Origin of the sequence: Mycobacterium sp. NPDC006124 (genome assembly GCF_040614235.1) — a bacterium.
In the GTDB taxonomy this organism is placed as follows: domain Bacteria; phylum Actinomycetota; class Actinomycetes; order Mycobacteriales; family Mycobacteriaceae; genus Mycobacterium.
The window spans coordinates 485,261-503,610 of the sequence record NZ_JBEXUA010000002.1; the positions used below are offsets into that span (position 1 = coordinate 485,261).

General features: G+C 67.5%; 20 protein-coding genes. 13 read left to right on the top strand and 7 right to left on the bottom strand.

All coding sequences use genetic code 11. The annotated features are described in order from the left end of the window. Positions 1–33 precede the first annotated feature (33 nt). From ABZ195_RS06150 to ABZ195_RS06165, 4 genes are read left to right on the top strand one after another with little or no spacing between them, the layout of a single operon-like run. Complete coding sequence (locus tag ABZ195_RS06150; RefSeq protein ID WP_355215793.1) at positions 34–1,197, top strand: steroid 3-ketoacyl-CoA thiolase; 1,164 nt, start codon at positions 34–36, stop codon at positions 1,195–1,197. Beyond that, complete coding sequence (locus ABZ195_RS06155; protein WP_355215794.1) at positions 1,197–1,565, top strand: hypothetical protein; 369 nt, start codon at positions 1,197–1,199, stop codon at positions 1,563–1,565. The genes ABZ195_RS06150 and ABZ195_RS06155 overlap by 1 nt, the downstream gene beginning before the upstream one ends. A 10-nt stretch (positions 1,566–1,575) precedes the next feature. Continuing rightward, positions 1,576–2,064: a nitroreductase family deazaflavin-dependent oxidoreductase gene (locus ABZ195_RS06160; protein WP_355215795.1), complete on the top strand. Its 489-nt coding sequence runs from the start codon at positions 1,576–1,578 to the stop codon at positions 2,062–2,064. 39 nt (positions 2,065–2,103) lie between these two features. After that, positions 2,104–2,568 (top strand): nitroreductase family deazaflavin-dependent oxidoreductase, encoded by a 465-nt coding sequence (locus ABZ195_RS06165; RefSeq protein ID WP_355215797.1) that lies wholly within the window; start codon positions 2,104–2,106, stop codon positions 2,566–2,568. Here the strand turns inward: ABZ195_RS06165 and ABZ195_RS06170 are convergent. Beyond that, positions 2,556–3,461 carry an SDR family oxidoreductase gene (locus tag ABZ195_RS06170; protein WP_355215799.1) on the bottom strand — a complete coding sequence of 302 codons (906 nt, stop codon included), beginning with the start codon at positions 3,459–3,461 and terminating at the stop codon, positions 2,556–2,558. The two genes, ABZ195_RS06165 and ABZ195_RS06170, sit on opposite strands and share 13 nt — an antisense overlap. Before the next feature lie 19 nt (positions 3,462–3,480). Continuing rightward, positions 3,481–4,251: an SDR family oxidoreductase gene (locus tag ABZ195_RS06175; RefSeq protein ID WP_355215801.1), complete on the bottom strand. Its 771-nt coding sequence runs from the start codon at positions 4,249–4,251 to the stop codon at positions 3,481–3,483. A 54-nt stretch (positions 4,252–4,305) separates the two neighbouring features. Here ABZ195_RS06175 and echA20 point away from each other — a divergent pair, with 54 nt between their 5' ends. Genes echA20 through ABZ195_RS06200 form a run of 5 tightly spaced genes read left to right on the top strand, consistent with a single transcriptional unit; the run spans position 4,306 to position 8,709 of the window. Continuing rightward, complete coding sequence (gene echA20, locus ABZ195_RS06180) at positions 4,306–5,061, top strand: (7aS)-7a-methyl-1,5-dioxo-2,3,5,6,7,7a-hexahydro-1H-indene-carboxyl-CoA hydrolase (protein ID WP_355215802.1); 756 nt, start codon at positions 4,306–4,308, stop codon at positions 5,059–5,061. Beyond that, a complete protein-coding gene (locus ABZ195_RS06185; RefSeq protein ID WP_355215804.1) occupies positions 5,058–5,966 on the top strand; it encodes a CoA-transferase in 909 nt (302 codons plus the stop codon). Before echA20 ends, ABZ195_RS06185 begins: the two co-directional genes overlap by 4 nt. Beyond that, on the top strand, positions 5,966–6,712 hold the full coding sequence (gene ipdB, locus ABZ195_RS06190) for a cholesterol ring-cleaving hydrolase subunit IpdB (RefSeq protein WP_355215806.1): 747 nt from the start codon (positions 5,966–5,968) through the stop codon (positions 6,710–6,712). The genes ABZ195_RS06185 and ipdB overlap by 1 nt, the downstream gene beginning before the upstream one ends. Next, positions 6,709–7,770, top strand: coding sequence for a (3aS,4S,5R,7aS)-5-hydroxy-7a-methyl-1-oxo-octahydro-1H-indene-4-carboxyl-CoA dehydrogenase (ipdC, locus tag ABZ195_RS06195; protein ID WP_355215808.1), 1,062 nt, complete (start codon positions 6,709–6,711; stop codon positions 7,768–7,770). The genes ipdB and ipdC overlap by 4 nt, the downstream gene beginning before the upstream one ends. A 42-nt stretch (positions 7,771–7,812) precedes the next feature. Beyond that, on the top strand, positions 7,813–8,709 hold the full coding sequence (locus ABZ195_RS06200) for a hypothetical protein (RefSeq protein WP_355215809.1): 897 nt from the start codon (positions 7,813–7,815) through the stop codon (positions 8,707–8,709). A 9-nt stretch (positions 8,710–8,718) separates the two neighbouring features. Here ABZ195_RS06200 and ABZ195_RS06205 read toward each other — a convergent pair whose 3' ends face one another. From ABZ195_RS06205 to ipdE1, 5 genes are all read right to left on the bottom strand, one after another. Continuing rightward, on the bottom strand, positions 8,719–9,633 hold the full coding sequence (locus ABZ195_RS06205) for a DUF559 domain-containing protein (protein WP_355215811.1): 915 nt from the start codon (positions 9,631–9,633) through the stop codon (positions 8,719–8,721). 142 nt (positions 9,634–9,775) lie between these two features. Beyond that, positions 9,776–10,924: a steroid 3-ketoacyl-CoA thiolase FadA6 gene (gene fadA6 / locus ABZ195_RS06210; protein ID WP_355215813.1), complete on the bottom strand. Its 1,149-nt coding sequence runs from the start codon at positions 10,922–10,924 to the stop codon at positions 9,776–9,778. 1 nt (position 10,925) lies between these two features. Then, positions 10,926–11,519 (bottom strand): TetR family transcriptional regulator KstR2, encoded by a 594-nt coding sequence (kstR2, locus tag ABZ195_RS06215; protein ID WP_355215814.1) that lies wholly within the window; start codon positions 11,517–11,519, stop codon positions 10,926–10,928. Positions 11,520–11,561: 42 nt separating this feature from the next. After that, positions 11,562–12,350, bottom strand: coding sequence for a (5R,7aS)-5-hydroxy-7a-methyl-1-oxo-2,3,5,6,7,7a-hexahydro-1H-indene-carboxyl-CoA reductase (gene ipdF, locus ABZ195_RS06220; RefSeq protein WP_355215816.1), 789 nt, complete (start codon positions 12,348–12,350; stop codon positions 11,562–11,564). Positions 12,351–12,411: 61 nt separating this feature from the next. After that, on the bottom strand, positions 12,412–13,563 hold the full coding sequence (gene ipdE1 / locus ABZ195_RS06225; RefSeq protein ID WP_355215818.1) for an acyl-CoA dehydrogenase IpdE1: 1,152 nt from the start codon (positions 13,561–13,563) through the stop codon (positions 12,412–12,414). A gap of 47 nt (positions 13,564–13,610) precedes the next feature. Between ipdE1 and fadD3 the strand changes: the two genes are divergently transcribed. Genes fadD3 through ABZ195_RS06245 form a run of 4 tightly spaced genes read left to right on the top strand, consistent with a single transcriptional unit; the run spans position 13,611 to position 18,230 of the window. Then, positions 13,611–15,197, top strand: coding sequence for a 3-((3aS,4S,7aS)-7a-methyl-1,5-dioxo-octahydro-1H-inden-4-yl)propanoate--CoA ligase FadD3 (gene fadD3 / locus ABZ195_RS06230; RefSeq protein ID WP_355215820.1), 1,587 nt, complete (start codon positions 13,611–13,613; stop codon positions 15,195–15,197). Further along, on the top strand, positions 15,197–16,327 hold the full coding sequence (locus tag ABZ195_RS06235; RefSeq protein WP_355215822.1) for an acyl-CoA dehydrogenase family protein: 1,131 nt from the start codon (positions 15,197–15,199) through the stop codon (positions 16,325–16,327). The genes fadD3 and ABZ195_RS06235 overlap by 1 nt, the downstream gene beginning before the upstream one ends. After that, entirely contained in the window at positions 16,324–17,292 is a 969-nt protein-coding gene (locus ABZ195_RS06240) for an acyl-CoA dehydrogenase family protein (RefSeq protein WP_355215823.1), read from the top strand. Before ABZ195_RS06235 ends, ABZ195_RS06240 begins: the two co-directional genes overlap by 4 nt. Further along, the gene (locus tag ABZ195_RS06245) at positions 17,289–18,230 is read left to right on the top strand and encodes an acyl-CoA dehydrogenase family protein (RefSeq protein WP_355215825.1); all 942 of its coding nucleotides are present in this window, start codon (positions 17,289–17,291) and stop codon (positions 18,228–18,230) included. The genes ABZ195_RS06240 and ABZ195_RS06245 overlap by 4 nt, the downstream gene beginning before the upstream one ends. The last annotated feature ends 120 nt before the right edge of the window (positions 18,231–18,350 follow it).

Consider the following 18,350-nt stretch of genomic DNA (forward strand, 5'->3'; position numbering starts at 1 on the left):
TCAGAGTAATGAAACGTGTTCTAGCCTGACGGAATGGGCAACCCCGTCATCGTCGAAGCCACCCGCAGCCCCATTGGCAAGCGCAATGGGTGGCTGTCCGGACTACACGCCACCGAGTTGCTTGGCCTGACTCAGAAGGCCCTCGTCGAGAAGTCCGGGATCGATCCCGGGCTCGTCGAACAGGTCATCGGAGGCTGCGTCACGCAGTTCGGCGAGCAGTCGAACAACATCACCCGGGTGGGGTGGCTGGTCGCCGGCCTGCCCGAGCACGTCGGAGCGATGACCGTGGACTGCCAGTGCGGCAGTGGCCAGCAGGCCAACGGTCTGGTCGCGGGTCTGATCGCCGCGGGTGCCATCGACGTCGGTATCGCCTGCGGCATCGAGGCGATGAGCCGGGTCGGCCTCGGTGCGAACGCCGGTCCCGATCGCAGCATCATCCGCCCCGCGTCGTGGGACGTCGACCTGCCCGACCAGTTCACCGCGGCGGAGCGAATCGCCAAGCGCCGCGGCATCACCCGTGAGGACCTCGACGCCTTCGGGCTCGCCTCGCAGCAGAAGGCCAAGCAGGCCTGGGCCGAGGGCCGCTTCGACCGCGAGATCAGCCCCATCGAGGCGCCCGTCCTCGACGAGAACAAGCGCCCGACCGAGGAGCGTGCCCTGGTGACGCGCGACCAGGGACTGCGCGACACCACCCTCGAGGGGCTGTCGCAGCTGAAGCCGGTGATGGAGGGCGCCCTTCACACCGCGGGCACGTCGTCACAGATCTCCGACGGCGCCGCCGCCGTGTTGTGGATGGACGAAGACCGCGCCAAGGCGCTGGGCCTGACGCCCCGGGCCCGGATCGTCAGTCAGGCACTGGTCGGATCAGAGCCGTACTACCACCTCGACGGTCCCGTGCAGTCGACGGCCAAGGTGCTCGAGAAGGCCGGGATGAAGATGGGCGACATCGACATCACCGAGATCAACGAGGCCTTCGCGTCAGTCGTCCTGTCCTGGGCCCAGGTCCACGAGCCGGACATGGACACCGTCAACGTCAGCGGCGGTGCGATCGCCCTCGGACATCCCGTCGGCAGCACCGGCAGCCGGCTCATCACCACGGCCCTGCACGAGTTGGAGCGCACCGACAAGACCACCGCGCTGATCACGATGTGCGCCGGCGGGGCACTGTCCACCGGCACCATCATCGAGCGGATCTAGTGGATCCCGACCCCCAACGGGTGGCGGCCGCGCAGGCCTACATCAGCGCGCTCGCCAACCACCGGGCCGACGACGTCCCGTTCGCGCCGGACTGCACGCGGGTCGAGGTCGGCCTCAAGACCGGTTTCTCGGGAGATCATCTGCGGCGCAGCCTCAACCGTGGTCCGCAGTACCGGATCATCGAGACCACCACCGAACCGGAGTTCACCCTCGTCGGCGACGCATTGCGGGCCAGATTCGACGTCATCACCAAGCCCTCGCTCGCCGGCCGGCGAGTATGTGCCCACGTCGACGAGACCTTTCACTTCACCACCGACGGCACGATCCAACACATCCGGGCCAACATACGGCCGTTCATCAAGCGATAGCGTGCGACCCGTGCCCAATGCAGAGCCCAACCCCTCCCGCCCTCTGAGCGCCAAGCAAATCGACGGCCTGAACTCGGCCAAGGTTGGCACGGCCATCAAGTGGATGTCCAAGGCGCAGACCTTCGTCTTCAAGAAGACCAAGGGCAAGCTCGGCAACAAGTTCCTCAAGGGCACCGAGGTCGGCATCCTCACGACGATCGGCCGCAAGTCGGGCGAACCCCGGGACAGCCCTCTGCTCTTCCTTCAGGAGGGCGAGCGCATCGTGCTGGTCGCCTCGCAGGGCGGGCGGGCGACCAACCCGATGTGGTATCTGAACCTGGTGGCCAACCCGAAGGTGACGTTCCAGACCAAGAGCGGGGTCCACGCGCTCACCGCCCGCGAGGCGACCGACGAGGAACGTGAGCAGTACTGGCCCAAGCTCGACGCGATGTACCCGGACTTCGTCAATTACCGGTCCTACACCGACCGTAAGATTCCGATCATCATCTGCGACCCGTAGCGACGTTTGCGCGGGCTCGGTCCCGGCTAAGTAGGGGTCATGATCGACGTCTCCGAGAAGATTCGGAATTCGGGGGCCCTGGCGTTGGCGCTGAAGTACTTCTCTCGCGCACACATCGCGGTGTATCAACGCACCAACGGCAAACTGGGCGCGCAGCTGCTGTGGTTTCCGGCCGCGTTGCTGACCACCACCGGCCGCAAGTCGGGCCAGCAGAGGACCACCGCGACGCTGTGTCTGCGGCACGGTGAGAAGGTCGTCCTGCCAGCGTCTTTCGGTGGCCGCGACGGCAACCCGGCGTGGTACCTGAATCTGAAGGCCAATCCGGCCGTCCAGGTGCAGGTCCGCGACGAGCACCTGTCGATGACGGCCCGCGACGCGACCGAGGAGGAACGCCGCCGCTACTGGCCGGTGCTGATCAAGATGTACCCGCCCTACAAGGGATACCGTGACGCCACCGACCGGGTGATTCCGCTGGTGGTCTGCGAACCCGCTCAGGCCCCGTAGACGGGAACCGGTGGCCGGGCCTTGCCGAGCAGTTCGGTGACGACGGGGGCCAACTCCGCGGGATCCCAGCGGGCGCCCTTGTCCACCTGCGGTCCGTGCGCCCAGCCCTCGGCGACCCGGATGATGCCACCCTCGACTTCGAAGACCTTGCCCGTGACGTCGCGAGATTCGGTGCTGCCCAACCACACCACCAGCGGCGAGACGTTCTCCGGGGCCATGGCGTCGAAGTCGGCGTCCTGGGTGGACATCATGTCCGCGAAGACGGTCTCGGTCATGCGGGTGCGAGCCGAGGGGGCGATCGCGTTGACGGTGACGCCGTAGCGGCCCATCTCGGCCGACGCCACCAGCGTGAGCGCCGCGATGCCGGCCTTGGCCGCGCTGTAATTGGCCTGTCCCACACTGCCTTGCAGACCGGCGCCGGAACTGGTGTTGATGATGCGGGCGTCTACGGTCTCGCCCGCCTTGGACTTGGTTCGCCAATACGCCGCGGCGTGCTTCATCGTCGCGAAGTGGCCCTTGAGGTGCACGGCGGTGACGGCGTCGAACTCCTCCTCGCTGGTGTTGGCGAACATCCGGTCCCGCACGATGCCGGCGTTGTTGACCAACACGTCGAGCCCGCCGAACGCGTCCACGGCGGTCTGGACGAGACCCTCGGCTTGTGACCAGTCGGCGACATTGGCTCCGCTGGTGACGGCTTCGCCTCCCGCAGCGGTGATCTCGTCGACGACGCTCTGGGCGGCACTGCCGCCGCCCGCGGGCGACCCGTCGAGGCCGACCCCGATGTCGTTGACGACCACGCGTGCACCCTCTGCGGCGAAGGCCAGCGCGTGGGCGCGGCCGATCCCCCCGCCAGATCCCGTCACGATGACCACCCGGCCGTCAAGCAAACCCATGTACGTCGTCTCCTCTTGCTCAAGTGATGGCACTGGTAGTGGACAGATAATGGGGCGGTTCTCCACCGCCGTGCACCTCGAGTGAGGCACCGCTGATGTAGGACGCGACGTCGCTGGCCAGGAAGGCGGCCGCCCAGCCGACATCGGCCGGGGTCGCCAACCGACCCAGGGGGACGTTGGCCGAGATGGCGGCGATCGACTCGGCATCGCCGTAGAAGAGTTCGGACTGCTCGGTCTCCACCATGCCGACGACCAACGAGTTGACCCGCACCTTGGGCGCCCACTCGACCGCCAGTGTGGCGGTGAGGCTTTCGACGCCAGCCTTGGCCGCGCCGTAAGCTGCCGTGCCCGGTGTCGGTCGGCGTGCGCTGACGCTGGAGACGTTGACGATGCAGCCGCCACTGGACTGGCTCTGCATGTGATCGTTTGCGTGATGCGAGACCGACAGCGGTCCCAGCAGATTCAGCTCGACGATCTTTCTGCTGAACTTGGCCGAGGCATCGGCGGCGAGTACGTACGGCGATCCACCGGCGTTGTTGACCACCACGTCGAGTCGGCCGTGGCGATCGACGATGCCGTCGACCAACTCCTCGACCGCGTCGTCGTCACGGACGTCGCACGGCACGAATTCATACGGCAGGCCGTCGACCGGTCGGCGAGCGCAGGTGACCACGGTGGCGCCCTGGGCGGCGAAGACGGCGCTGATGCCGGCGCCGACCCCTCGCACGCCACCGGTCACCAGAACCACGCGGCCGGCGAGTTGCAGATTGACTTCAGCCGCATCGGTCACTGTGCTAGCGTACCAAGCAAGTGCTTGCTTAGGTAGCCATCCCAGGAGTTTGGTATGACGATCACCACCAAGACCGTGGAGCCGGGCATCGTCGCGGTCACCGTCGACTACCCACCCGTGAACGCGATTCCCTCACGCGGATGGTTCGAACTCGGTGACGCCATCACCGCCGCCGGGCGTGACATGGACACCCACGTGGTGATCCTGCGCGCCGAGGGCCGTGGGTTCAACGCCGGCGTCGACATCAAGGAGATGCAGAACACCGAGGGCTTCACTGCTCTCATCGACGCCAATCGTGGCTGCTTCCATGCCTTCCGGGCCGTCTACGAGTGCGAGGTGCCCGTGGTGACCGCCGTCAACGGATTCTGCGTCGGCGGCGGAATCGGACTGGTCGGCAACTCCGACGTCATCGTCGCCTCCGACGACGCGAAGTTCGGCCTTCCCGAGGTGGAACGTGGCGCACTCGGTGCGGCGACGCATCTTTCACGGCTCGTGCCGCAGCACATGATGCGGCGGCTGTTCTTCACCGCCGCGACGGTCGACGCCGCGACGCTGCACCAGTTCGGTTCCGTGCACGAAGTGGTGCCCCGCGCCGACCTCGACGAAGCCGCGCTGCGCGTCGCCCGCGACATCGCCGTCAAGGACACCCGCGTGATCCGGGCGGCGAAGGAGGCCTTGAACCTGATCGACGTGCAGCGCGTCAACGCCAGTTATCGCATGGAGCAAGGCTTTACCTTCGAGCTCAACCTTGCCGGCGTGGCAGACGAGCACCGGGACGCGTTCGCGGGCACCTCGAAGGGGGACAAGTGAACAAGACGACCACCCTGGACGAGGCCGTCTCCTCCATCGAGAGCGGTATGACGATCGGCATCGGTGGCTGGGGCTCGCGCCGCAAGCCGATGGCACTGATCCGCGCGCTGTTGCGCACCGACGTCACCGACCTCACCGTCGTCACCTACGGCGGCCCCGACCTCGGCCTGCTGTGTTCGGCGAACAAGGTCAAGCGCGTCTACTACGGCTTCGTGTCACTGGACTCGCCACCGTTCTACGACCCGTGGTTCGCCAAGGCCAGGACCACCGGTGCGATTGAGGCCAGGGAGATGGACGAGGGCATGCTGCGCTGCGGCTTGCAGGCTGCCGCACAACGACTTCCATTCCTGCCCATCCGCGCCGGCCTCGGCAGCGACGTCCGCACGTTCTGGGGTGAGGAGCTGAAGACCGTCAGGTCCCCGTATCCCACTCCCTCCATCCCCGAGTCGCTTCGCTCCAGCCCGCCGGAAGACGGTTACGAAGAACTCGTCGCCATGCCCGCCCTGAACCTCGACGCCGCGCTGGTGCACCTCAACATCGGTGACGCGCACGGCAACGCCGCCTACACCGGTATCGACCCCTACTTCGACGACCTGTTCCTGATGTCGGCCCGGAAGCGGCTGATGAGCGTGGAACGCGTGGTTTCGACCGAGGAGCTCGTCAGTTCCGTTCCGCCGCAGGCCTTGTTGGTCAACCGGATGATGGTCGACTCCGTCGTCGAAGCGCCCAACGGGGCACACTTCACCACCGCCGAACCCGACTACCGCCGCGACGAGAAGTTTCAGCGCCACTACGCCGAGTCCGCCGGATCAGACGAGGGGTGGGCTCAGTTCGTCGCCACCTATCTGTCGGGCAGCGAAGCCGACTACCAGGCGGCGGTCCACCAGTTCCAGGAGGCCAACTGATGTCCGTGACCCGCGCCGAGGTGTGTGCCGTCGCCTGCGCCGAGTTGTTCCGCGACGCAGGCGAAATCATGGTCAGCCCGATGGCCAACATGGTGTCGGTCGGCGCGCGACTGGCCCGGCTGACGTTCTCCCCCGACATCCTGCTCACCGACGGTGAAGCCCGAATCCTGGCCGACACCCCCGCACTCGGCGCCACCGGCGCCGTCGAGGGCTGGATGCCGTTCGGCCGGGTCTTCGAAACGCTCACCTGGGGTCGGCGCCACGTCGTGATGGGCGCCAACCAGGTCGACCGTTACGGAAACCAGAACCTCTCGGCATTCGGCCCCATCCAGCATCCCAAGCGCCAGATGTTCGGCGTTCGTGGGGCACCGGGCAACACGATCAACCACGCCACCAGCTACTGGGTGGGCGCCCACTCGCCGAGAGTCTTCTGCGACTCGGTCGACATCGTGTCCGGCATCGGTTGGGACAAGGTCGACGCCGACAATCCCGCCTATCGCTTCACCTGCGTCTACCGCGTGGTGAGCAATCTCGGCGTCTTCGACTTCAACGGCCCCGACCACCAGATGCGCGCGCTGTCCCTGCATCCCGGTGTGCAGCCCGAACAGGTCGCCGAGAACACGTCGTTCGAGATACACGGCCTGGACGCCGCTGGTGAGTCCCGCCTTCCGTCGGAGGAGGAACTTCGACTCATCCGCGACGTCGTTGACCCGAAGTCGCTGCGCGATAGGGAGATTCGATCGTGAGTCACCTCCGTACGCCGCTCACCGAGCTGCTCGGAATCGAACATCCCGTCGTGCAGACCGGCATGGGCTGGGTGGCCGGCGCCCGACTAGTCGCCGCGACGTCGAATGCGGGCGGCCTCGGCATCCTCGCCTCGGCGACGATGACACTCGACGAACTGGCGACCGCCGTGACGAAGGTCAAGGCCACCACCGACAAACCATTCGGCATCAACATGCGTGCCGACGCGGGCGACGCCGGAGATCGCGTCGACCTCCTGATCCGCGAAGGAGTCAGCGTCGCCTCCTTCGCCCTAGCCCCGAAACCGGAGCTGATCGCAAAGCTCAAAGAGGCTGGCGTGGTGGTCATCCCATCCGTCGGAGCGGCCAAGCACGCGAAGAAGGTCGCCGGTTGGGGCGCCGACGCCGTCATCGTCCAGGGCGGCGAGGGCGGTGGTCACACCGGCCCGGTCGCCACGACGCTGTTGCTGCCGTCGGTGCTCGACGCGGTCGACATCCCCGTCGTCGCCGCGGGCGGCTTCTTCGACGGCCGCGGTCTGGCTGCGGCGCTGTCCTACGGCGCCGCGGGCGTGGCGATGGGCACCCGCTTCCTGCTGACGACGGATTCGACCGTGCCCGACGACGTCAAGCGGCGCTACCTCGACTCGGCGTTCGACGCCACCGTCGTGTCCAAGCGGGTCGACGGCATGCCACATCGGGTGCTGCGGACCGGACTCGTCGAGAAGCTCGAAAGCGGTTCACCGGTACGCGGTTTCACAGCGGCGGTGCTGAACGCCCAGAAGTTCAAGGACATGTCCGGCATGACGTGGCGCTCCATCGTCAAGGACGGCCTTGCGATGCGACGGGGCAAGGAACTGACCTGGTCGCAGATCGTGATGGCGGCCAACACGCCGATGCTGCTCAAGGCCGGACTCGTCGACGGCAACACCGACGCCGGCGTGTTGGCATCGGGGCAGGTGGCCGGCATCCTGGATGACCTGCCGTCGTGCGCGGAACTCGTGCCGGCGATCGTCGACGAGGCAGTGACACACCTGAGGGCGGCATCCGGCTACGTGCTCTAGTACGCAGCATCCACAGCTGCCGGGGGTAGCGTCGCGACCGTCATGAGCGAAGACGTCACCCAATCGGATACCCCGTTGCGCCGTCAGCGGTTGCAGGATGGGTACCGGCGACTGGCAGAGACCCGTCGACTGCGACCCGTCACCGCGATCGTCGCGCGCTTCAGCGAGATCGAGGGCGGCACGCTGGGCGCCATGGTGTCGGTGCAATTGTTCACCACCGTGATTCCCCTGATGATCATGGGCTTCAGCTATATGCGGGGATTCGCGGACAATGCCAGCCCCGGCACGCTGATCATCCGCGAACTAGGGCTGGTGCACCCGGCGTCGGACCACGTGCGGTCGGCATTCGGCGACTCGGCGGCGCTGCGGTCGAGCTGGACCTTCGTCGGAGTAGCGGGCTTCCTCATCTGGGGCGTACCGATGGGCATCATGATCGCCGGCCTGTTCGCGAAGGCCTGGCGCCGCGAACAGTTTCCGCTCTCGGGCCGGCTGTGGCGCGGCGTGCTGTGGTTTGCGCTCTACCTGGTCATGATCGGCTTTCGCGACCGGATTGCGTTCGGCGGCGATCACCACGCCGGGATGCGGGTCGTGCGCTTCGTGACGTCCCTCATCCCGGTGTGGATCTTCTGGTCGGTGACCCCGGCGCTGCTGGTCAGGGACGGTGGACGCGGACGCCAGTATCTGATGCTCGCCGGGCTTGCCGGGGTGGTCATCGACGGCGTGGTGCTGCCACTGGGTTCGCGGTGGTTCTTCCCACCGGTGCTGGCCGGCTGGGACGAACTCGGTCCGATCGGCGTGGCGATGGCGCTGCTCACGTGGTGCGGCGCGGTGGGCACCGGGTGGGTGCTGACCGCATGCGTCGGGGCGGTGCTGTGGGAGCGCAACGCTCCGTCCAAGACGGTGGTCGAATCGCAGACCGAGGACCAAACGGCTGCATGAGTGTGAATCTCACGACGCCAGCCGCTGGTGACCGGTCATGGGATTCACAGTCGCGGAGAGGTCGAAGCCACGCTCGCGCAGCGCGCCCTCGACGCGTGCGACATAGGTGGGCCGACGGTAGCGGAGGAGGTCACGGCTGACCCGTATGACGAGCCACCCCAGCTCGGCCAGCGCGAAGTGCCGGTCGATGTCGCGCTGGCGGACGGCCGGGTCCGTCCAGTGCTGTGCTCCGTCGTATTCGATCGCGACCTTCGCCTCGCCGTAGGCCATGTCGAGGCGCGCGATGAACTCACCGGCGTCACCGAAGACCCGCAGCTGCGTTCGCGGCGCTGGAAGTCCGGCGTCGACGAGCGCCAATCGCGCGACCGTCTCCTGCGGCGACTCGGCGCCGCCGTCGACCAATTCGAGGACGCTGCGCAGTTGCCGCAGGCCACGGACGCCGGGATGGGCGGCGGCGACGGCGTCGACCTCGGTCACCGTCACGCGGGTGACATTGGCGAGGGCGTCGAGCCGCTGGACCGCTTTCACCCGAGAGGTGGTGTGTCGGCCGACGTCGAATGCCGTTCGGGCAGGAGTGGTGACCCGCATCGATCCAAGCGCGAGCGTCTCTCCGGCAGCAAGCCGTTCGGTTCGCACGACCAGTTCCGAAGGCGCCTTGCGGTTGTCGTATATCAACTCAGCCGGTGCGCGGCCGTCCACCCACCTGACGCCGAGCAGTGCGGCGGCCGACTGACCAGCCACGACTCCGCGGCGCTTGGACCACAGCCACGCCGCCTCCGCCCTCTGTTGCGCCGACGGCTCGGCACCGCGGGGCACGAACACGCCGGGATAGAGCTGCTCGTAGTCCCGGCGCATCGCACGGTCGGCGACGACGGCGCTCGACCTGGCTTCGGCGCCGATGAATGGCCATGGTGCTGCGGGCATGACCGCATCATCGGGCCGCACACCGACGGCGACGACGGCCCGTGGCTGGTTGTCCACAGGCGAACGCACTGCGAGTGTGAATCTGACGGCGAAAGCGAGCTCAGAGCGCGGTGAGGTTCACACTCGCCACCGCGAGCAAGCTCTAGAGCCGCTCGATGATCGTCACGTTGGCCGTGCCGCCGCCCTCACACATGGTCTGCAGACCGTAGCGACCACCGGTGCGCTCCAACGTGTTCAGCATCGTGGCGAAGAGCTTGGCGCCCGTCGCCCCGAGCGGATGACCGAGCGCGATCGCACCGCCGCTGGGGTTGACCTTCGCGGGGTCGGCGCCGGTCTCCTTCAGCCATGCCATCACCACGGGGGCGAACGCCTCGTTGATCTCGACGGTGTCGATGTCCGCCATCGACAGACCGGTCTTCTCGAGCGCGTAGTGCGTCGCCGGGATGGGGCCGGTCAGCATGTAGACCGGATCGGCCCCGCGGGCGCTGACGTGATGGATCCGGGCGCGCGGCGTCAGCCCGTGATCCTTGACGGCTTGTTCGGAGGCGATCAGCACCGCGCTGGCGCCGTCGGAGATCTGGCTGGCCATCGCAGCGGTCAGCCGGCCACCGTCGATGAGGGTCTTGAGCCCGGCCATCTTCTCCAGGGAGGTCTCACGGGGACCCTCGTCGGTGACGAAGCCGTCGACCGGGATGATCTCGTTCTCGAAGTATCCGGCCCGGATGGCCTCGATCGCCCGCTGGTGACTGGTCAGCGCGTACTGCTCCATGTCCTCACGCGAGAGACCCCACTTCTCGGCGATCATCTCCGAACCGCGGAACTGCGAGATCTCCTGATCGCCATAGCGATGCAGCCAACTCTTGGACTCGTTGGTCGGCGAGGTGAAGCCGAACTGTTCGCCGACGATCATCGCCGAGCTGATTGGAATCTGGCTCATGTTCTGCACGCCGCCCGCCACGATCATGTCGGCGGTGCCGGACATGATGGCTTGCGCACCAAAGGAAATGGCCTGCTGGCTGGAACCGCACTGCCGGTCGACGGTGACTCCGGGGACCTCCTCGGGGAAGCCCGCGGCCAACCACGACAAGCGGGCGATGTTGCCGGCCTGGCCGCCGATCGCGTCGACGCACCCGGCGATGACGTCGGTGACGGCGCCCGGGTCGACGTCGTTGCGGTCGAACAATCCGCGCCACGCGGCGGCGCCGAGGTCGACGGGGTGAACGCCGGAGAGCCCGCCGTTGCGCTTGCCGACGGCAGTACGCACGGCGTCGACGATGTAGGCCTCGCCCATTTCAGACTCCTTCGTTGGTGATTCCGCCGAGCACGATGGCCAGGTACTGCCTGCCCACCTGCTCGGCGGTGAGGGGTCCACCCGGCTGATACCAGCGGACGGACACCCAGGTCGTGTCGCGGATGAATCGGTAGACCAGGTCGACGTCGAGATCGGCGCTGAAACAGCCCTCGGCGACACCCTGCTTGAGCACGTTCACCCACATGGTGCGCTGTTCTCGGTTGCGCTCGTCGACGAATCCGAACTGCGGCAGGGCGGAGAGCCGCTTCGCCTCGTCCTGGTAGATGACCACCTGGGCGTGCCGTCGTTCGATGGCCTCGAACGACGCCATGAAGAGGCCCTCGACGCGCTTGAGCGGATCGGTCTCGCTCTCGACGATCTCCGCATAGCGGCCGAAGAGCCAGTCGAGGAAGTCCCGCAGGACCTCCTCGACCATCTGCTCCTTGGACTTGAAGTGGTGATAGAGACTGCCGGAGAGGATGCCCGCGGAGTCCGCGATGTCCCGCACGGTGGTCGCGCGCAGACCGCGATCGGCGAACATGGTCGCGGCGAGGTCCAACAGCTCGTCGCGGCGAGTCGGAAGCCCCTTGTCCACCCGCACAGCCTATCAACCAAGCGCTTGCTCGGCTAGCTGCGGTCAGGCGCGTTGGCTCGACACCGAGATGACTTCGCCCGTCAGATAGCTCGAGTAGTCACTGGCCAGGAACGCCATGGTGGCCGCCACCTCCCATGGCTCGGCGGCCCGGCCAAATGCCTCGTCGGAGGCCAGCTGGTCGAGAAGCTCGGAGCTGCTGGTCTTCTCGAGGAATTTGTGTCGGGCGATGCTGGGCGACACGGCGTTGACCCGGACCCCGTACTCGGCAGCTTCGATTGCGCTGCAACGGGTCAGGGCCATCACGCCGGCCTTCGCCGCGGCGTAGTGCGACTGCGAGTGTTGCGCGCGCCAGCCGAGCACGCTTGCGTTGTTGACGATGACGCCGCCGTGCTCGACACCGCGGAAGTAGCGCAGGGCCGCCCGGGTCGCACGCATGACCGAGGTCAGCGTCACGTTGAGAACGCGGTCCCACTCGTCGTCGGTCATGTCGACCACCGGGGTCTGACCGCCGAGTCCGGCGTTGTTGACCAGCACGTCGAGCCGGCCCATCTTGGTGACGGTGTCGGTGATGAGGGCGTCGACGGCCGCAGTGGACGTGACGTCGCAGACCACGGCGTCGACCCGCCCAAGACCGAGCGCGGCCAGTTCGTCCCTGGTCTCGCCGAGACGACGTTCGTGGAAGTCGGACACGACGACGTCCGCGCCTTCGGCCAGCGCCCGTCGCGCGGCGGCGGAGCCGATGCCGGTGCCGGCCGCGGCCGTGACGAGGACGACCTTGCCCGCCAGCAGGCCGTGACCGTCGATCTCCTTGGGCGCAGTCGAAAGATCCACTATTGCCGTCTCCTCTTCGTGCGAGCGCTCATCAGTCGTCTCCTCTTCGCGCAAGCGCTCATCAGTCGCCCCGCGGTTCTCGGGGTAGCCCGAGCACCCGCTCGGCGATGATGTTGCGCTGAATCTCGTTGGAGCCGCCGTAGATGGTGTCCGAGCGCGAGAACAGGAACAGCCGCTGCCATTCGTCGAACTGGCCGCCGTCGAGCAGCAGCCCGGCCTTGCCCTGGACGTCCATCGCGATCTCGCCGAGTTCGCGATGCCAGTTGGCCCACAACAGCTTCGACACCGAATCCTGCCCGGGACGCTCGACGTCCATGGTCGCCATCGCGTACGAGCGCATGGTCTTCAACCCGACCCAGGAGCGCACCAGCTTCTCCCGGATCACCGGATCGTCGACGGCGCCGGTCTTCTTGGCCAGGTCGACGATGCCGGAAAGCTCTCGTGCGTAACGGATTTGCTGGCCGAGGGTGGACACGCCGCGCTCGAAGGTCAAGGTGCCCATGGCCACTCGCCAGCCATCCCCCGGCTCGCCGACCACCATGTCGGCGTCGGTGCGAGCGTCGTCGAAGAAGACCTCGTTGAACTCCGAGTCGCCGGTGAGCTGGATGATCGGTCGAATGTCGACGCCGGGTTGGTCGAGCGGGACCAGCAGGTAGGACAGACCCGCGTGCCGCTTGGAACCCCTCTCGCTGCGGGCGATGACGAAGCACCACTGGGCCCAGTGCGCCAATGACGTCCACACCTTCTGCCCGTTGAGCACCCAGTGATCCCCGTCGAGTTCCGCGGTGGTCGACACGTTGGCCAGATCGCTGCCCGCACCCGGCTCCGAGTAGCCCTGGCTCCACAGTTCGGTGACGTCGAGGATCTTGGGCAGGAAGCGCTGCTGCTGCTCGGGGGTGCCGTAGGCGATGAGCGTCGGCCCCACCAGTTCCTCGCCGAGGTGGTTGACCTTGTCGGGAGCGTTGGCGAGGGCGTACTCCTCGTAGAAGGCGACGCGGTGCGCCACCGACAATCCGCGACCGCCGTGCTCTCGTGGCCACCCGAGACAGGTCAGCCCGGCTGCGGCCAAGTGCTGGTTCCACGCCCGCCGTTCGTCGAACGCCTCGTACTCTCGCCCGGGCCCGCCAAGGCCCTTGAGCGCGGCGAACTCGCCGACGAGATTCTCGGCGAGCCACTGCCGGACCTCGGCCCGGAACTCCTGGACCTCTATCACCCCTGTAGGCTAACCTACCAAGCACTTGCTTTGTTAGAGGAGTCTCGATGGAGAGCCAGCCGTTCGGCGGGCAGGAGCGCAGCGACTCGGGAATCGGCAGGACCATTCCCGGCGTTCTGGACCGGATCACGGCCCAGTTCTCCGACCACGAAGCACTCGTCACCGACGAGCGGACCTTGACCTACGCCGACCTACGGACCGAGGTCAGGCGCGCGGCCGCGGCCATCGTCGACGTGGGCGTGAACGCCGGGGATCGGGTGGCGATCTGGTCCCCCAACACCTGGCACTGGGTGGTCGCGTGCCTGGCGACGCACTACGTCGGCGCCGTCGTCGTCCCGCTCAACACGCGCTATACCGCCAGCGAGGCCACCGACATCCTCGCGCGTACCGCCGCGCCGCTGCTCATCGGCATGGGGCGGTTCCTCGGTGCCGACAAGACCGCCGAGCTCGACCGCGCCGCACTGCCCGCGCTGCGGCACGTCGTGCGGGTGCCCGTCGAAGACGACGACGTGGAGGCATCCGCCTCCTGGGCCGAATTCATCGGGCGGGGAATCGATCTCGATACCGTCCAAACCCGGGCTGCCTCCGTACGACCGGACGACGTCTCCGACATCCTGTTCACCTCGGGTACGACCGGGCGCAGCAAGGGGGTGCTGAGCGCGCACCGCCAGTCGCTCGACGCACCCGCGGCCTGGGCGGCCTGCGGTCAGCTCACCAGCGCAGACCGCTACCTCTGCATCAACCCGTTCTTCCACAACTTCGGCTTCAAGGCCGGCATTCTCGCGTGCTTGCAGGCCGGGGCGACGCTGATCCCGCAGCTGACGTTCGATCCGGAACGAGCGATGCGCGCCGTCCAAGATCAACGAATCACCGCGCTCCCCGGGCCACCCACCATCTATCAGACGCTTCTCGACCATCCCCGACGCGGCGACTACGACCTGTCCTCGTTGCGATTCGCCGTCACCGGCGCCGCCGTCGTCCCCGTCGTCCTCATCGAGCGGATGCAGGACGAGCTCGACATCGACATCGTCCTGACGGCCTATGGACTCACCGAGGCAACCGGTTTCGGCACGATGTGCCGCGCCTCCGACGACGCCGTCACCGTCGCCACCACCTGCGGCCGACCGATCGCCGACTTCGAGCTCAAGATCGACGGAGCACACCAGCCCTCCGACGAGGGGGAGGTTCTGCTCCGCGGGCCCAACGTGATGCTCGGTTACCTCGACGACCCGGAGGCCACCGCCGCCGCCGTCGACTCCGACGGTTGGCTGCACACCGGTGACGTCGGAAGACTAGATGCAGCAGGCAATTTGAGCATCACCGACCGCCTGAAGGACATGTACATCTGCGGCGGCTTCAACGTGTACCCGGCCGAGGTGGAGCAGGTGCTCGCCCGGCTCGACGGTGTCGCCGACAGCGCCGTCATCGGGGTGCCCGACGACCGCCTCGGCGAGGTAGGAAAGGCCTTCGTGGTCGTCAAGACGGATCGCCAACTCGACGAGGAGACGGTGATCGCCCATACCCGTCGACATCTGGCGAACTTCAAGACCCCGCGCTCGGTGGCCTTCGTCGACGTGTTGCCACGCAACCCTGGAGGAAAAGTGGTCAAACCCATGCTGCGAGAGATGATCTGATGGACCTGATCATCGACGACGAGACCGCCGACTTCCGCGCCGAGGTTCGCGAGTTCCTCGCCGCCAACGCCGAGCACTTTCCTCGCGTGTCCTACGACCTCGCCGAGGGATTCGAACAGCATCGCCACTGGGACGAGGTGTTGTTCGACGCGGGCCTCTCGGTGATCGCATGGCCCAAGGAATTCGGCGGCCGCGACGCGACACTGCTGCAGTGGATCGTCTACGAGGAGGAGTACTTTCGGGCAGGCGCACCGGGACGTGCCAGCGCCAACGGCACCTCGATGCTCGGGCCGACGCTATTCGCGCACGGCACCGACGAGCAGCGTCGGCGCATCCTGCCCAAGATGGCCAGCGGTGCCGAGATCTGGGCGCAGGCGTGGTCGGAGCCGGAGTCCGGCAGTGACCTCGCCTCCCTGCGGTCGACGGCCACCAAGACCGACGGCGGTTGGCTGCTCAACGGCCAGAAGATCTGGAGCTCGCGAGCTCCTTTTGGCGACAGGGCCTTTGGCCTGTTCCGCTCGGATCCGTCGGCGCAGCGTCACAAGGGTCTGACCTACGTCATGTTCGACCTGCATGCCGACGGCGTCACCGTGCGGCCCATCGCCCAGCTGGGCGGGGCTACCGGCTTCGGTGAGATATTCCTCGACGACGTGTTCGTGCCCGACGACGACGTGATCGGCGAGGTGGGTGCCGGTTGGGCGGCGGCGATGAGCACCTCGAGCAACGAACGCGGCATGTCGTTGCGCAGTCCGGCCCGCTTCCTGGCGCCAGCCGAACGCCTGGTGCAAGCCTGGCGATCCGAGCGCAATCCCGCCTTCGCCGACCGCGTGGCAGACGCCTGGATCAAGGCGCAGGCCTACCGACTCCACACCTTCGGCACCGTCACCCGGCTGGCCGCCGGTGGCGAACTCGGGGCCGAGTCCTCCGTGACGAAGGTGTTCTGGTCCGATCTCGACGTGGCCCTGCACCAAAGCGCGCTCGACCTTCGGGGAGCCGATGCCGAGCTCGTGGACGACTGGACCGAAGGCCTCCTGTTCGCCCTCGGTGGCCCGATCTACGCGGGCACCAACGAGATTCAGCGCAACATCATCGCCGAGCGGCTGCTCGGCCTGCCCAGGGAGCCGAAGTGAGATTCGAGCTGGACGACCAGCAACGCGACTTCGCGGCCAGCATCGACGGCGCCCTGGCCGCGGCCGACGTACCCCGTGCCATTCGCGCCTGGTCGACCGGCGACGCCGCGCCGGGCCTCCAGGTGTGGGCTACGCTCGCCGATCTGGGTGTCACCGCACTGATGGTGGCCGAGGAATTCGACGGCATCGACGCCCATCCCGTCGACCTGGTAGTGGCAGCAGAACGGCTGGCGCGCTGGGGAGTTCCCGGCCCCGTCGCCGAGTCGATCGCCGTCGCCCCGCTGCTTCTCGCCGGCGACGAACGCAGTTCGTCACTCGCCTCCGGGGAGCTGATCGCCACCGTCGCGATGCCACCGCTCGTTCCCCGCGCGGTCGACGCCGACATTGCAGGAGTGACGCTCGTGGCCGCCGACGGCGAGGTCCGAGACGCCGAGGCGGGAAACCGGCACGACTCGGTCGACCCGTCCAGACACCTCGTCGACGTCATCGCCACGGGTGAGGCGCGGACCGCCGACACCGCGAGGGCCTTCGAGTTCGGCGCGCTGGCCACCGCCGCCCAGTTGATCGGCGCCGGGCAAGCCATGCTGGTTGGCTCGGTCGACTATGCCAAGCAGCGCAGCCAGTTTGGCCGGGTCATTGGCTCGTATCAGGCGATCAAGCATGCCCTCGCCGACGTGCACATCGCCGTCGAACTGGCCCGCCCCCTGGTCTACGGCGCCGCACTGTCACTCGCCGACGATTCGCCCGACACCGCACGCGACGTCAGCGCGGCCAAGGCGGCAGCCTCGGACGCGGCTCTGCTGGCGGCGCGCACGTCGCTGCAGACCCACGGGGCCATCGGTTACACCCAGGAACACGATCTCTCCCTGCTGATCCTGCGCGTTCAGGCGCTGCACTCGGCCTGGGGCGATCCGACCTGGCATCGCCGTCGAGTCCTCGAGGCGCTGGCCGGGAGCCCGTCGTGAACGAAGAACGGGAGATGCTTCGCGACACCGTCGCGTCGATCGTCGCCAAGCACGCCGATCCCGAAGCGGTCCGTCGGGCAATGGAATCCGAGCGCGGCTACGACGAGAACCTGTGGACTCTCCTCTGCGAGCAGGTCGGTGCCGCCGCGCTGGTCGTCCCGGAGGAGCTCGGCGGCGCAGGCGGTGAACTCGGCGACGCGGCCGTCGTCGTCGAGACACTCGGGCGTGGCCTGGTCCCGACTCCCCTGCTGGGCACCACCCTGGCGGAGCTGGCGCTGCTGGCCGCCGACGAGCCCGACGGCGACGCGCTGGAGGGGCTGGCGGCGGGCACCTCGATCGGCACGGTCGTGTTCGATCCGTCTTACGTGCTCAACGGGGACGTGGCCGACGTGGTGCTGGCGTGCTCCGACGGTCGGATCGACCGGTGGACGAACGTCACCGCCGAGCCCCTCCTCACGATGGACCCCACGCGTCGGCTAGGTCGCGTCCAGGCGGGCGGGACGGTGACGATCGGGACCGACCCCGGTCTCGCGGACACCGCGGCAATCCTGTTGGCCGCCGAACAGATTGGCGCTGCGACCCGATGCCTGGACCTGACAGTCGCCTACACGAAGGAGCGCGTGCAGTTCGGCCGGCCGATCGGCAGCTTTCAGGCGCTCAAGCACCGGATGGCCGACCTGTACGTCCTCGTGCAATCGGCCCACGCCCTCGTGGACGACGCAGTCGCCGACCCGTCGCCGACGTCGGCGGCGCTGGCCCGGGTCGCGGCCACCGAGGCGTTCGACGCCGTCGCCGGCGAGTCGATCCAGATGCACGGCGGCGTAGGTATCACCTGGGAATACGACGTGCAGTTGTACTTCAAGCGGGCGCACGGCAGCGCACAACTACTCGGTCCGCCGCGGGACTTCCTGCGCATGCTCGAGTCCGAGGTGTTGTAAGCCGAGTTTTCAGGTGGGTCACGCCACCCGGCCGCACCACCCACCGCCACGGCAGCGTCGAAGTGGCCTTCGCCGACCACCCCGCCTGGCACGACGCCGCCTGATCGGCGTTCGACGGAC